The sequence below is a fragment of the Clostridium sp. BL-8 genome (assembly GCF_002006495.1).
Lineage (GTDB): Bacteria > Bacillota > Clostridia > Clostridiales > Clostridiaceae > Clostridium.
Genome location: NZ_LZZL01000065.1, coordinates 1 through 15,012 on the forward strand (window position 1 = coordinate 1; position 15,012 = coordinate 15,012).

11 protein-coding genes and 1 riboswitch are annotated in these 15,012 nt (G+C 29.3%); of the genes, 10 read left to right on the forward strand and 1 reads right to left on the reverse strand.

Going from position 1 to position 15,012, the window contains the following annotated elements; genetic code table 11:
* Positions 1 to 244 precede the first annotated feature (244 nt).
* Positions 245 to 344: riboswitch (SAM riboswitch) on the forward strand.
* A 128-nt stretch (positions 345 to 472) separates the two neighbouring features.
* The 7 genes from metK (at position 473) to prfB (ending at position 11,053) form a co-directional block, all read left to right on the forward strand.
* Entirely contained in the window at positions 473 to 1,648 is a 1,176-nt protein-coding gene (metK, locus tag CLOBL_RS19490) for a methionine adenosyltransferase (RefSeq protein WP_009168151.1), read from the forward strand.
* 206 nt (positions 1,649 to 1,854) lie between these two features.
* Entirely contained in the window at positions 1,855 to 4,083 is a 2,229-nt protein-coding gene (locus CLOBL_RS19495) for an ATP-dependent RecD-like DNA helicase (protein ID WP_077860544.1), read from the forward strand.
* A gap of 140 nt (positions 4,084 to 4,223) precedes the next feature.
* Positions 4,224 to 5,240 (forward strand): hypothetical protein, encoded by a 1,017-nt coding sequence (locus tag CLOBL_RS19500; RefSeq protein ID WP_077860545.1) that lies wholly within the window; start codon positions 4,224 to 4,226, stop codon positions 5,238 to 5,240.
* Positions 5,213 to 5,869: a phosphoribosyltransferase family protein gene (locus CLOBL_RS19505; protein ID WP_077860546.1), complete on the forward strand. Its 657-nt coding sequence runs from the start codon at positions 5,213 to 5,215 to the stop codon at positions 5,867 to 5,869. The genes CLOBL_RS19500 and CLOBL_RS19505 overlap by 28 nt, the downstream gene beginning before the upstream one ends.
* Positions 5,870 to 6,281: 412 nt before the next feature.
* Positions 6,282 to 6,815, forward strand: coding sequence for a ribosome-associated translation inhibitor RaiA (gene raiA, locus CLOBL_RS19510; protein WP_077860547.1), 534 nt, complete (start codon positions 6,282 to 6,284; stop codon positions 6,813 to 6,815).
* 342 nt (positions 6,816 to 7,157) lie between these two features.
* On the forward strand, positions 7,158 to 9,710 hold the full coding sequence (gene secA / locus CLOBL_RS19515; RefSeq protein ID WP_077860548.1) for a preprotein translocase subunit SecA: 2,553 nt from the start codon (positions 7,158 to 7,160) through the stop codon (positions 9,708 to 9,710).
* A 247-nt stretch (positions 9,711 to 9,957) separates the two neighbouring features.
* Positions 9,958 to 11,053, forward strand: a protein-coding gene (prfB, locus tag CLOBL_RS19520) for a peptide chain release factor 2 (protein WP_009168157.1) whose coding sequence is annotated in 2 segments (ribosomal slippage) — positions 9,958 to 10,035 and positions 10,037 to 11,053 — 1,095 coding nt in all. Because the reading frame shifts where the segments join, the coding sequence is not laid out codon by codon here.
* Between the two features lie 60 nt (positions 11,054 to 11,113).
* On the opposite strand, the gene CLOBL_RS19525 is transcribed toward prfB, so the two are convergent.
* Positions 11,114 to 11,446 (reverse strand): hypothetical protein, encoded by a 333-nt coding sequence (locus CLOBL_RS19525; protein WP_077860549.1) that lies wholly within the window; start codon positions 11,444 to 11,446, stop codon positions 11,114 to 11,116.
* Between the two features lie 181 nt (positions 11,447 to 11,627).
* Between CLOBL_RS19525 and CLOBL_RS19530 the strand changes: the two genes are divergently transcribed.
* From CLOBL_RS19530 to CLOBL_RS19540, 3 genes are all read left to right on the forward strand, one after another.
* Entirely contained in the window at positions 11,628 to 12,323 is a 696-nt protein-coding gene (locus tag CLOBL_RS19530) for a response regulator transcription factor (protein WP_077860550.1), read from the forward strand.
* Positions 12,313 to 13,812: a HAMP domain-containing sensor histidine kinase gene (locus tag CLOBL_RS19535; RefSeq protein WP_077860569.1), complete on the forward strand. Its 1,500-nt coding sequence runs from the start codon at positions 12,313 to 12,315 to the stop codon at positions 13,810 to 13,812. Before CLOBL_RS19530 ends, CLOBL_RS19535 begins: the two co-directional genes overlap by 11 nt.
* Positions 13,813 to 13,982: 170 nt before the next feature.
* On the forward strand, positions 13,983 to 14,921 hold the full coding sequence (locus CLOBL_RS19540; RefSeq protein WP_077860551.1) for a type II CAAX endopeptidase family protein: 939 nt from the start codon (positions 13,983 to 13,985) through the stop codon (positions 14,919 to 14,921).
* The last annotated feature ends 91 nt before the right edge of the window (positions 14,922 to 15,012 follow it).

A 15,012-nucleotide genomic window follows, 5' to 3' on the forward strand; every position in this document is an offset into this window, starting at 1 on the left:
GACTGTAAATCTGTTACGTTTCGTTTCGATGGTTCGAATCCATCTTCCTCCACCAGAAAAGAATAAACTTAGTTTGTTCTTTTTTTATTTGTACTTTATAATCATAAAGTACTATCTAATATACCTGTATGTAATTAGATAGTATATTGATTGGATTCTATAATTTAACTCTGGATTGTATTCTATAATGTTGACTAATTTTGAGTGATGTGGTAAAATACTTTTTGAAAATTAAATGATGTGACTCTTATCAAGAGAGGTGGAGGGAAAGGGCCCTATGAAACCCGGCAACCTGTATTATATAAGGTGCCAATTCCTGTAGAGGTGTTTCTACAAGATAAGAAAGTGATTTATAAAATTATACTCTTCTTATCGAAGAGTTTTTTTCATTTATCTTAAGTTTGTACAAACCTGATTAACAAAAGAAAAATATAATAATTATTTCAAATATTTAAGTTAAGGAGAGAAAAAAATGAGAAGATTATTTACTTCAGAATCAGTTACAGAAGGCCATCCAGATAAAATGTGTGACCAAATCTCAGATGCTATATTAGATGCTTTATTAGAAAAAGATCCACTTGCAAGAGTTGCATGTGAAACATGTACAACTACTGGTATGGTAATGGTAATGGGAGAAATATCAACTAATTGTTATGTTGATATTCCAAAAGTAGTAAGAGAAACAGTAAGAGGAATTGGGTATGACAGAGCAAAATTTGGATTTGACTGTGATACTTGTGCAGTTCTTACATCAATAGATGAACAATCAGCGGATATTGCTATGGGTGTAGATGAAGCCTTTGAATCTAAAAAAGGTGAAAAAGATGAGGTTGAAGCTGTAGGAGCTGGAGATCAAGGAATGATGTTTGGTTTTGCAACTAATGAAACTGAAGACTTTATGCCACTTCCAATATTTATGGCTCATAAGTTATCAAGAAGACTTACAGAAGTAAGAAAGAATGATACATTAGGTTATTTAAGACCAGATGGTAAAACTCAAGTTACAGTTGAATATGAAGATAATAAGCCAAAGAGAATTGATACTATCGTTATATCAACACAACATGATGATAAAGTTTCTTTAGAACAAATCCAAGCAGATGTTAAGAAGTATGTTATTGATGCTGTTGTTCCAGCTGAATTATTAGATAGCAAAACTAGATACTTCATTAATCCAACAGGAAGATTCGTTGTTGGAGGACCTCAAGGAGATTCAGGTTTAACAGGAAGAAAGATAATAGTTGATACATACGGTGGATATGGAAGACACGGCGGTGGTGCTTTCTCAGGAAAAGATCCAACAAAGGTAGATAGATCAGCTGCTTATGCTGCAAGATGGGTTGCTAAAAACCTAGTTGCTGCAGGTGTTGCAGATAAGCTAGAAATTCAATTAGCATATGCAATTGGTGTTGCTAAGCCAGTGTCAATTGAAGTAGAAACATTTGGAACAGGAAAAATAGATGAAGATAAAATCGTTGAAATAGTAGAAAAAGTGTTTGATTTAAGACCAGGAGCTATAATTAGAGATCTTGATTTAAGAAGACCTATATATAAACAAACAGCTGCTTATGGACACTTTGGAAGAAATGATTTAAATTTACCATGGGAACAATTAAATAAAGTAGAAGAAATAAAAAAATATATATAATGATTAGATGCAAGCTGCCTTAAAGTTGATTTAAGGCAGCTTTTCGTTGCAAAAAATTATATATACTCCATAAAAGGATATAATTATAACACAAATGCAATACTTGATGAAAAGTTAGCGTATAATGTATTTATGATATAATAAAAACAAAGTGAAGATTGAGATAGGTTGTAAATTAATATACATAAAAGAGTTGGAGAGATCTTATGGAAGTTCTAAGTGGTTTTATTGAAAATATTGTTTTTAAAAGTGAAGATACAGGTTATGTAGTTTGCAGGATTAGGACAGAGAAAAATTTAATCAGTGCTGTAGGTACAGTTCCTTTTTTAAAAGAAGGTCAAAATGTAAAGTTAACAGGTTATTGGACTGTGCATAAGCAGTTTGGTAATCAATTTAATATTCAAGATTATGAAGAACTTCTACCAACTTCATTAGATGGTATAGAGAAATATTTAAGCGCAGGTATAATCCATGGGATTGGTCCAGTTACAGCTAAAAAGATAATAGGTAAGTTTGGAGAAGATACCCTTGATATAATGGAAAACCACATTGAAAGACTTATGGAGATAGAGGGGATAGGAGAAAAGAAGTTCCAGATTATATATGAATCTTATGTAGAGCAGCAAGGTCTAAAGGATATAATTCTATATTTTAATAAACATGGAGTGACTAATAATCAATGTGTAAAAATTTATAAAAAGTTTGGACCAAATGCAAGGCAGATAGTATGCAATAATCCTTATATACTATGTGATGAGATTTCAGGTATTGGATTTAAAACAGCAGATAGAATTGCTATGAGCATTGGTGTTAAAAGTGATTCTGACTTTAGAATTCAAAGTGGAATTAAGTATGTTATGAATCAATTTTGCGCTTCAGGAAACACATTTATGCCAAAAGATAATATAATAGAAGAATGTGAAAGAAATTTACTGATTTCAAGAGATGTGATTGAAAAAACCATCTATGACATGGCAGCAAAACAGATAATAGTTGTTGAAAACATTAATGGTATTGAAGCAGGCTTCTTACTTCAGTATTACTATTGTGAACTTGGAGTAACAAGTAAAATAATAACTTTAGGATTGCAGCAAATACAAACAATAAACTCAGATATTGATTTTGAGATTGATGTTTTTGAAAAGGAACAGAAAATAAAATTTGCTGAGTCTCAAAGAGAGGCAATACTTGGGGCGTTTAGTAATGGAATAGAAATAATAACAGGTGGGCCAGGAACAGGAAAAACAACAATTATAAAGGCGATAATACATATCTATGAGAATAATGGTATGAAGGTAATGCTTGGGGCACCAACAGGAAGAGCTGCTAAAAGAATGACTGAATCAACAGGAAGAGGAGCTAAAACTATCCATAGACTTTTAGAAATGGGAGTTTCAGAAGAGGATGAGTCAGTTTTTGAGAGAGGAGAATCCTCACCTTTAGATTGTGATGTAATAATAATTGATGAGGCATCTATGATTGATATAATCTTAATGCAGAGTTTACTTAAGGCTATTAAATTAGGTACAAGATTAATAATTGTTGGAGACGTTGATCAATTACCGTCTGTTGGAGCAGGAAATGTATTAAAGGATCTTATAGAGAGTGAATATATAAAGGTAGTAAGATTAAAAGAAATATTTAGGCAGGGCTCTGAGAGTTTAATTGTAGTAAATGCTCATAGGATAAACGAAGGTCAAATGCCACTACTGAATCAAAAAGATAAAGATTTTTTCTTTATTAGTGAAGAAAATCAAGAAAGAATTGTAAATACCATAATAGACTTAATAAATAGACGTCTTCCAAAGTTTAATAAATCGTGGGATATATTAAAGGATATGCAGGTATTAACACCTATGAGAAAAGGAACTCTTGGAGTATCTAATTTAAATAATAGGCTTCAAGAAATATTTAATCCACAATCAAAAGACAAAAAAGAGAAAACTTCTCGAGATATAATATTTAGAGAAGGCGATAAGGTTATGCAAACAAAAAATAATTATACACTAAAGTGGATTAGCGTCAGTGGAAATGGTGAAAATGAAGGCGTTGGAGTTTATAATGGGGATTTAGGATTCATCCAAAACATTGATGAGGAGAATAAAGTTTTAACAATCGTATTTGATGAGGAAAGAAAAGTTATTTATGATTTTAACTTTTTAGATGAATTGGATTTGGCATATGCGACTACAATTCACAAGAGCCAGGGAAGTGAGTTTAAAGTTGTAATTATTCCAGCATTTATGGGATCACCATTTCTGATGAACCGTAATTTGCTATATACTGGAATTACAAGAGCTAAACAATTAGTAGTAGTAGTTGGTTTTCAAAAAGCATTAATGTATATGATAAATAATACAAATAGTATAGAAAGATATTCTGCTTTAAAATATAGAATAAGAGATATAATAACTAAAGATGAATTTGGGGAGTAAAGGTATTAAGTTAGTTAAAAGTTATATTTCTTAAACTTATTACTGAATAGAAGACTTTTTATAAGTCTATATATTAAAATTTATAGATTATAAGTCAATGGTTAATTTATATAGAAGCGTGTAATTGAGGAGATATGTGTATGAGGAATGAATGTAAAGTAACTCTAGAAGATTTGAAGTATGCATTTGATAAAATAGATTATTGGTATAAGAAGAATATTAAGGTTTTAACTATAATTACAGTTCCATTTAATACTGCATGTGTTTTTTCAAATATAATAAGTAAGATTGCTCAAAACGATGGAAAGATATTATATGTATGGGGAAAAAATGGAGAAAACAAGGAATTAATTAATACAATAAGAGAATTTAATTCAAGCATAACTCATTCATATATTGAAAAAAAATCTTCAAGTTCAAATTTGACATTTATACACTATAATAATTTGTCAAAAATCACTTCACAGTATGACTTGGTCATTTTCGATGATATAACATACTTCTCTAATATAAGTAGAGTAAATGTAAGAGAAATATTAGAAAACTGTACTAATTTAGGGGAAAGAGTTTTACTATACAGTATAGAAAAAATGACATTAATTGGGGAAAAGTTTGAACTTGCAGCGTACAATTATAAAAAACCTTTTGTAGAGCCTAGAATATTAACAACTAGAATAGATTTAAATTCAGATATCCCATTTACTTTGTATGACTACCTTAAGTGGTTTAAGGAAAATAATCATAAGGTAGTTATTTGCGTACCTAACAAAGAAAAGCTTAATATAGTTAATGATTATTTTGTCAATAAACTTAAACTTTCTGATGTTAAAATAATAAAAGTATCTAGAAGTGATGAAATTAAAATGTCTGAAAAGGTATTAAAATATAAAGATAAGTCAATATTTATAATAACAAATAAGATAGAGGAGTTACTTGAATATTGCTATGTTGATGATTCAGTAATACTATTTTCTGACAATGAAAGATACAATTATAAAAAAATATTATATATATGTGGTCAAATAAGAAATATAAATTCAAAGCTTCCAGAGATTCTTTTGGTAGCAAATGAGGTGTCAGAAGATATGGAAAAAGCGAAAAATATGGCAAGAGAATTCAATAAAAAAGTATGGGAAAAGCGTTTAATAGAATTATAAGAAACATATGGGAAGGAATAATTGAAGTAGTATATCCAAGGGAAAATTACTGCATTATTTGTAAAGAGGAGGATTGTTTTGGAATATGCGAACATTGTAAAAAAAGTATAAAGACTATAGATATTTTATATCAAGACAAAATAATAAGTTATGGATATTATGGCGGCGTATTAAAAGAATTAATATTAAAGTTCAAATATAAACATAATTTTACGGCAGGAGATATATTAGCGGAGTTACTTGAGGATTATATTATAAAGAATTTTAATTATAAAGAATACATAATAACATATATTCCGTTATCTAAAAAATCTAGAAAAGTTCGGGGATTTAATCAATGCGAATATATTGCAAGAAAAATAGCTAGAGATTTATGTATTGAAGTCTTAGAAGTATTAATTAAAAGCAGAGAAACTAAAGAGCAAAAGACATTGAAAAAAGATGAGAGATACGAAAACATAAAAGATGCATTTAAATTAAAGGCTGGTTTAAGATTGGATGATTGTAATATTATACTAATTGATGATGTAACAACTACAGGAGCAACAATCAATGAAGCATGCAGATTATTAAAAAAAATTAAGATAAAAGATATAAAACTATTGACCTTGGCCAAAAGTCATATATAATATTAATGTAAAGCTAGGTTTGTGGTTGAAAGTCGAAGCTAGTCGCAGGCAAAACGATCCACGTAATTTAGATAAAATGTCTAAGGAGCATGGTGCGGTATAGAAGTAAGTCCTGCCAGTGTGTACTGAGAGGGTTAGTAGTGAGGAATTAAATTTTAGTAGCGAAAGCTCCAGCAGGCGAGTGTGGGGTCAAAAACCAGGTCAGCTAGCTTTACCTTATATGATTATTAAAATAAGTTATAAATGAAACAATTTGGTCTGTTAGACAATAAGTATATTTTTTTAGTATTAATTATCAGAATTTACTGATAATTTTCTTGTTAAGTTTGCTGAAAAGTGATAAAATATTATTAACTTAAAAACAAGTTAATTTTAAGTTAAAAACTTTTTCAAATGAGAGGGGCTGGAGCTAATGAGAGTTACAGTTATAGCAAAGAATATGGAACTAACAGATGCACTAAGGGAAATAGTGCAAAAGAAGATAAGCAAATTGGAAAAGTATTTCTCAGGAAATGTAGAAGCAAAGGCTACATTAAGCGTTCAAAAAAATAGGCATAAAATCGAAGTAATGATTCCATTCAATGGGGTAATATTAAGAGGGGAAGAAGCAACTTCGGATATGTACAAATCATTAGATTTGGTTGAAGACAAATTAGAAAGACAAATTAGAAAGCAAAAAACTCGATTATCAAGAAAACATAGCGAATCGTTAAAATTTGGTGAAATAAATAATATAGATATAAAAGCTGAAGAAGAGGAACATGGAAAATTAGTTAAAGTAAAAAAATTCGGTGTTAAACCAATGAATTCTGAAGAAGCTATTCTTCAAATGGATTTATTAGGACATAATTTCTTTGTATATCAGGATGCAGATAGCAGTAAGGTAAATGTAGTTTACAAGAGGAAAGATGGAGATTACGGATTATTAGAACCTGAATTTATATAAGTTAAACATAAAGCGGCTGTCCAATGTGTATGAAAACTACATTTGGACAGTTCTTTTTTGGTTTGGTATAAAAATAATAGTTTATTTTAAGTTAGATGAAGAATTAATATTGATATTTATGTCAAAAATTATAAATAGTAACAATATAAATGTTAAGAAAAAGTTAATATTAGCCGTTTTACATAGGATCTAATACAAAAATCACTAGTTTTCTTGAAAAGAACATAGATAAAATGCTATAATTATAGAATACGTGATTTGAAAAATAAAACAGAAATTAAATTTTAAAGAAAAGATTTATAAAATTTAATGTGAAATATATAATTTCGAAAGGATGACATTATGGGACTATTAGATGCCGTATTTGGAACATATAGTGAAAGAGAAGTTAAAAGACTTAAACCTACTATACAAAAAATAAATGATTTAGATGAAAACATGCAGAAACTTTCTGATGAGGAGCTTAAAGCAAAAACTGAAGAATTTAAAGAAAGATTAGCTAATGGAGAAACTTTAGATGATATTTTAGCAGAAGCATTTGCAGTTGTAAGAGAGGCTTCAACAAGAGTTTTAGGGATGAAGCATTACGACGAACAACTTATGGGTGGAATGGTACTTCACCAAGGAAGAATATCAGAAATGAAAACTGGTGAAGGTAAAACTTTAGTTGCAACATTACCAGCATATTTAAATGGATTAAGCGGAAATGGAGTTCATATAGTAACTGTTAATGACTATCTTGCAAAAAGAGATGCAGAGCAGATGGGTGAGTTGTATGGCTTCTTAGGATTAACTACAGGGGTTATTGTACATGAATTAAATAATGATCAAAGAAGAGAAGCATATGCTTCAGATATTACTTATGGAACAAATAATGAATTTGGATTTGACTATTTAAGAGATAACATGGTTATCTATAAAGAAGAAAGAGTTCAAAAGCCATTAAATTTTGCAATAGTCGATGAAGTTGACTCAATTTTAATAGATGAAGCTAGAACACCACTTATAATTTCAGGTCAGGGAGAAAAATCTACTGAATTTTATAAGGTTGCAGATTATTTTGCAAAGAAGTTAGTAGAAGAAAGAGATTTTACAAAAGATGAAAAAGTTAATGCAATATTATTAACTGATGAAGGTGTAAGAAAAGCAGAAACAACATTTAAAGTTGCAAACTATGCAGATGCTGAAAATATAGAATTACAACATTACGTAACTCAAGCCTTAAAAGCTAACTTTGCCATGAGAAGAGATAAAGATTATATGGTTAAGGATGGAGAAGTAATAATTGTTGATGAATTTACAGGAAGACTTATGGAAGGTAGAAGATATTCAGATGGTCTTCACCAAGCAATAGAAGCTAAAGAAGGAGTTAAGATTGCAAGAGAATCAAAAACTTTAGCTACTATTACATTCCAAAATTATTTCAGAATGTATAAAAAATTATCAGGTATGACTGGTACAGCATTAACAGAAGAAAATGAATTTAGAGAAATTTATGGATTAGATGTTATTGTTATTCCAACACATAGGCCAATTGCAAGAAAAGATAATCCGGATTTAGTATTTAGTACTGAAATTGGAAAGATAAAAGCAGTTGCTGATGAAGTAGAAGAAGCTCATGCTAAAGGTCAACCAGTTCTAGTTGGTACTGTAAGTATTGAAAAATCAGAGCTTGTTTCGAGTATGCTTAAGAAAAAGGGAGTACCACATCAAGTATTAAATGCTAAATTCCATGAACAGGAAGCTGAAATAATAAGTCATGCTGGTGAAAAGGGTATGGTTACTATAGCTACTAACATGGCAGGGCGTGGTACTGATATTAAGCTTGGTGAAGGAGTAGTTGAACTTGGAGGTCTTAAGATAGTAGGTACTGAAAGACATGAATCAAGAAGAATAGATAACCAATTAAGAGGGCGTTCAGGAAGACAAGGAGACCCAGGAGAATCTACATTCTTTATCTCATTAGAAGATGATTTAATGAGAATATTTGGATCAGAAAAAATTCAAGGCGTTGTTGGAAAACTAGGTCTTAAAGAAGACGAAGCAATTGAGAGCAAAATGGTTTCGAAAGCTATAGAAAATGCTCAAAAGAAGGTTGAAGGTAACAACTTTGATACAAGAAAACAATTATTAGGTTATGATGATGTAATGAATGTTCAAAGAGAAGTTATTTACAAGCAAAGATCAGAAGTACTTGAAGGCGAAGATGTAAAAGAAGAAGTATTAGGAATGACAAAGGAAATTATAGGAAATGCTGTTAATGCACATATTACAGGTGAATCAGAGAATTATAGAGAAGAATTCCTTCATCTAATGGTAGCCTTACAAGAAATATGTATACCACCAAATTCAGTTAATCTGCCTAGCCTTGAAAACTTGTCAAATGAAGATATAACTGAAAGCTTATTTGAAACTGCACGTGAATTCTATGAGAAAAAGGAAGAAGAATTTGGTTCAGAAAGATTAAGAGAAATTGAAAGAGTTGTTCTTTTAAGGGCTGTTGATACAAAATGGATGAATCATATAGATAACATGGATCATTTAAAGCAAGGTATTGGTTTCCAATCATTTAAGCAAGTTGATCCAGTTCAAGCATACCAAATGGAAGGTAGTGAGATGTTTGATGAAATGATTAGAGCAATCAAAGAAGAAACTGTCAAACTATTATTCCATGTTAAGATAGAAGTAGCACCTGAAAGAGTAAGAGTTGCACAAGAAACAGCAGCAGTCCATGCAGAAGCATCAAGTGCAGCAGTTGGTCCAGGTTCAGGAGTAGCTCCAGCAAATGAAAGCCCAGCAGCACCAGTTAGAAACATTGATAAGCATGGTAGAAATGAATTATGCCCATGTGGTAGTGGAAAGAAATATAAAAATTGCTGCGGAAGAGAAGCTTAATTCAGTTAACAGATTAAAGTTCACAGTTAAGTGAATGTTTAAGAATTAGCTGTTAGTGTTAATACTTTACAGAGTTTTTAGATATAAATTTTGAAAGAATAGATATGATATAATAAATTCCGTAGATATTTTGAAGAATTGTTATTATTGATTGAAGGCAATTTGAATTTCTGCGGAATTTTTACTAGATTAAATTAACTGTTAACTGTCAATTGTTAACTGTAAACTGATAGAACGGGGTGATTATATGATTATTGAGCTTGAAAAAGAATTAATGAAGCTTCCTAATTTAAAAAAATCTATAGAAGAAATGGGGGCTTCACTTTGACAGAGGAGGTTTAGAGAGAGAACTTCATGAGTTAGAATGCCAAATGCAGGAAGCAGGCTTTTGGGATGATTCCAAAAGAGCAGAGGAAGTCACTAAAAAAAGTAAATTAATAAAAGATAAAATTGAAAATTTTGATAAATTGAAATCTGATATTGAGGATATAGAAGTATTAAAAGAAATCATGGAAGAGGATGACGAAGAATCTGCAAGTGAAATAATTCAGACAATAAAAGGAATAGAAGATAAGATAGATGATTATAATATGAAAGTGCTTTTGTCTGGAGAATATGATAAAAATAACGCTATCCTTACTCTACATGTTGGGGTTGGTGGTACAGATGCTAATGATTGGACTGAAATGCTATTAAGAATGTACACAAGATGGTGCGAAAAACAAGGTTATAGTCTTGAAACCTTAGATTTACTTCCAGGGGATGAAGCTGGAATTAAAAGTGTTACCTTGAAGGTTATTGGGGAATATGCATATGGATATCTAAAGGCGGAAAAGGGAATTCATAGATTAGTCAGAATTTCACCATATAATGCAAATGGTAAGAGACAAACATCTTTTGCATCTATGGAAGTGCTTCCAGAATTAACAAAGGAGCAGGATATAAATATAAAACCTGATGATCTTAGAATAGATACTTATCGTTCGGGAGGTGCTGGTGGCCAGCACGTCAATAAAACTGATTCAGCAGTTAGAATTACACACCTTCCTACAGGGATAGTTGTACAGTGTCAAAATGAAAGAAGTCAGTTTGCTAATAAAGATACTGCAATGGAGATGCTTAAATCTAAATTGGTTGAATTAAAGGAAAGAGCACATAAGGAGAAAATCGAGGACTTAACTGGTGAGCTAAAAGATATGGGATGGGGAAGCCAGATAAGATCATATGTATTCCATCCTTATAGCATGGTTAAAGACCATAGAACAAATGTGGAAACATCAAATGTTACAGCTGTAATGGATGGAGAAATAGATATGTTTATAAATGCATATTTAAAACAATAAGGCATAAACAAATAAAAAGTTAGGAATATAAAAATTCTTAACTTTTTATTTGTTTATAAGCTAAGCTGCTTTATAAAATATATCAATTAATGAATATACTGCTATAAGAATTATGCAGACATATATAGATATGTTTAATCCAGGCTTTAGTATGGACAGAATACCACCACCTGTAAGAGTGGCAATAATGACAACACTCACAAATTTAAAGAAGCCAGATTTATTTGTTAAAAGTGTTGTGACAGATGAAAACATAATTAAAATTAATGTTAAAAAATAAAATATGTTTTTTAAGTCATCTGAATAGCTCATTATTCGGAGTTCTTTTAATGTAAGGGCTGAAAGTAAAAATAGTAGTGAAAAAGAGCATATTCTACTTATATTTTTGATCATAAAATCACTATCCTTTTGGTAAATATTTACATAATAATTATACAGTTAGATTCTTACTTGAGCAATAAAAAACTACTATATAAAATTAAAACGTGCATAAATAGACTTATAATAAAGTTAATTTTTTAGCTTCATGAATTTATGTTAAAATATAATCATAGTTAAAAGAGGAGTTGAATTTATGAATATTCTAATAGTTGAAGATGAAAAAGATATTAGAAATCTTATTTCATTACATATGAGAAAAGAAGATTATGATATTTATGAAGCAGCTGATGGTAAGGAAGCTTTAATGATATTTGAAAATGAGAAAATAGATTTAATTTTATTAGATATAATGATGCCAGAGGTTGATGGAATTTCGGTAATACAGAAGGTACGAGCTGTTTCAACCATTCCTATAATTTGCATTACAGCAATGGGAAATGATTCAGATAAAGTGCTGGCATTAGGGCTTGGAGCAGACGACTATTTAGTAAAGCCTATTAGTCCAATTGAACTATCAGCTAGAGTGGCATCTAATCTTAGAAGATGCTATAAATATACTGAACATAAAGATGTAATGTATATGACAGGCGAATTAAAATTATTTACTGAAACTTTTGAAGTATATAAAGGGAATAAAAAGATAGATTTGAATCCAAAAGAATTTAAAATTTTGAAATTGTTGATTTCTAATTTAGGAAAAGTTTTTACTAAAAAGCAGATTTATGAGAATGTTTGGGAAGAAGCCTATTTTGATGACTCTAACAATATAATGGTTCATTTAAGCCATATTAGAGAGAAAATAGAGGATGATCCAAAGAATCCTATTTACATAAAGAATATAAGAGGAATAGGTTATAAGGTTGAAAGGATCAACATTAATGAGAACTAAAAAGGTTAGAAGAAGTGTTACAACTGAATTATTTTTTACATATTTCATTGGATATATTGCAATTACTGTAATAATATTTTTAGCTGTTATTGGTTCTATTACGGCATATGAATTTTTATGTAATTCACGAACATACAATTCTTATTTTGAACATCTAGAGGACAAGCTAGTAAATGATTATAAAAGCATAAATGATGATGAATTAGCAGAAATAAATGGTTTTATGATAAAGATAAATAATAAAAATAACATTTCCTACTTAAGAGGAAATGTTATTGAAGAATTCAAAAACATAAATTTGCAAAGTTATATGGATTTATTTGGAGTATCTAAAGAAAATCAAATTTCCTTAAATGATGATTTTAGGACATATTCTGTCTTTTCAGAATTTAATAATTCAATAATTGAGACAAAAGATAATATTAAATATTGTTTGTATAGCAGGTATTTAAAAGATGAAGATTCATTGGTTGTTATTGGATGTCCTTATGATATGGTAACAAAGCCAAGTATAATTACTAGGGCGATTTCCCATAATACATTGATAAAGGTAATGATTTTTTTCAATATAATACTAATTCTTTTGATCGTATATGTTTTAGCAAAAGCAACTTCAAGAGCCTTTATAAAACCAATAAAAACATTATTAAATGGAGTAATAGAGATATCTCAAGGTAATTATGACGTACGTCTTGATATTGATAAAAAAAATGAATTTTTAGAATTAGCAAATGGATTTAATATGATGGCAGAAACTATACAAGATGAAAGAAGAGAAAAAGAAAAGTTAGAGAAATCAAAAGATAGTTTAATATTAGATATATCTCATGATTTGAAAAATCCTCTAGCGTCTATTTTAGGCTATAGTGAAATTTTGATTAATAATAATGATTTAAAAGAAGATGAGAGACTAGAGTATTTAAATATTATAAATGGAAATTCACATAGAGCTAACAAATTAATAAATGATCTATTCGAATTTTCATTATACAATAATACTGATTATAAAATTAGTACAGTAAAAACAGATATTTCTGAATTTATAAGACAAACTATTGCTAATTATATTCCAGAATTCGAGCATAAAAAATTTGAATATGATTTTGATATAACTGAAGACGCATACTATGTAATGGTCGATAAAGAAAAGTTATCGAGAGCAATAAATAATGTTTTAGATAATAAGATTAAATATAATCGAATAGGTGGAAAGCTTAGCATAAGGACTGAAATTCGAGATACTAATTTTTATATTATTTTATCAGATGATGGTGAGATGATTCCAAAGCAATATAGAGAAAAAATATTTAATCCCTTTGTAAGGATTGATAAATCCAGAAATTCTAAAACGGGTGGTACTGGACTTGGTCTGTCGATAACAAAAAAGATACTAAACAAACATAATGGAGATATAAAAATTGTAGATAGCGAAATTGGAACAACATTTGAAATTGAATTACCACTGGTGTTATTTAAATCAAAAATATAAAGTGGTATGGATTATTTTTAACATCAATTAAATGTTGGCATAAGTATTATTTAATGAGGTATATTTATACTAAGAGAACTATAGAGAACTATATTTATGATCAAATCTATAATTAAAAAAATTATAAGGTTAATAATATTAAATAATAAGCCTATTAAGGAGAGTAATATATGAGTGATCTTTATGATATACAAATGGAAAAGAAGCAAAATAGAAAAGTTATGAATAGAATTGGATGGGCCTTAACAGCATTAGTTGTATTTTCACAAGTTGGAGCGGTAATAGTTTCAATATTATGTAAGATATTTTTTCGAAGCTTAACAAAGACTTCTGTTTTTAATTTTATTGCGGGCACATTACCAATATATTTTATAGGACTTCCTATTTTTTGGCTAATACTTAGGAAAATACCTAAAGAAAATACAGCAGAAAAATCTAGCTTAACCATAATTCAGTTAATTAAGATTTTAATAATAAGTTTTGGAACTATGTATATATTCAATATATTAGGAGTTGGTATTAATTTTTTAATATCTCTTTTGAAGGGAAGTCCGATAGACAATCCTCTTAATGATCTTTTAAGTAAAGTTAATATCCTTGAAACATTGTTTTTTGTTGGAATTTTAGCACCTATTATGGAAGAAGTGATTTTTAGAAAAATTCTTCTATCTAGACTACGTAGATTTGGAGATTCTTTTAGCATCTTTTTATCAGCACTTGCATTTGGAATGTTTCATGGAAATTTATCGCAATTTTTCTATGCAGTTGCATTAGGATGCATTCTTGGATATACAGTAGTAAGAACTGGAACAATTAAATACTCCATCATTCTTCATATGTGCATAAATATTTTTGGATCGGTAATTATACCAGAAGTTTCATTGATGAATAATATAATATTAACTGCTATAGTAAGCATGTTGGTTGTTGTTAGTATGTCAGCAGGCGTAGTATTATTTATTCTTAATAGAGATGAGATTATATTAGAGAACAGCACTTTGAATTTAACAAAAATAGAGAAGTTTGGACTTGTGATAAAAAATCCTGGAATGATATTATATACAATTTTGTTTATCTTATTAGTTATCATGGTAATATTTAAAATGTAACATTAAATACAAAATTTAATTTGTAAAGATATTAAGGCAAATTCATAATAAATATATAAGATTATTGTCATTACTGAAAAAATAGTAATGG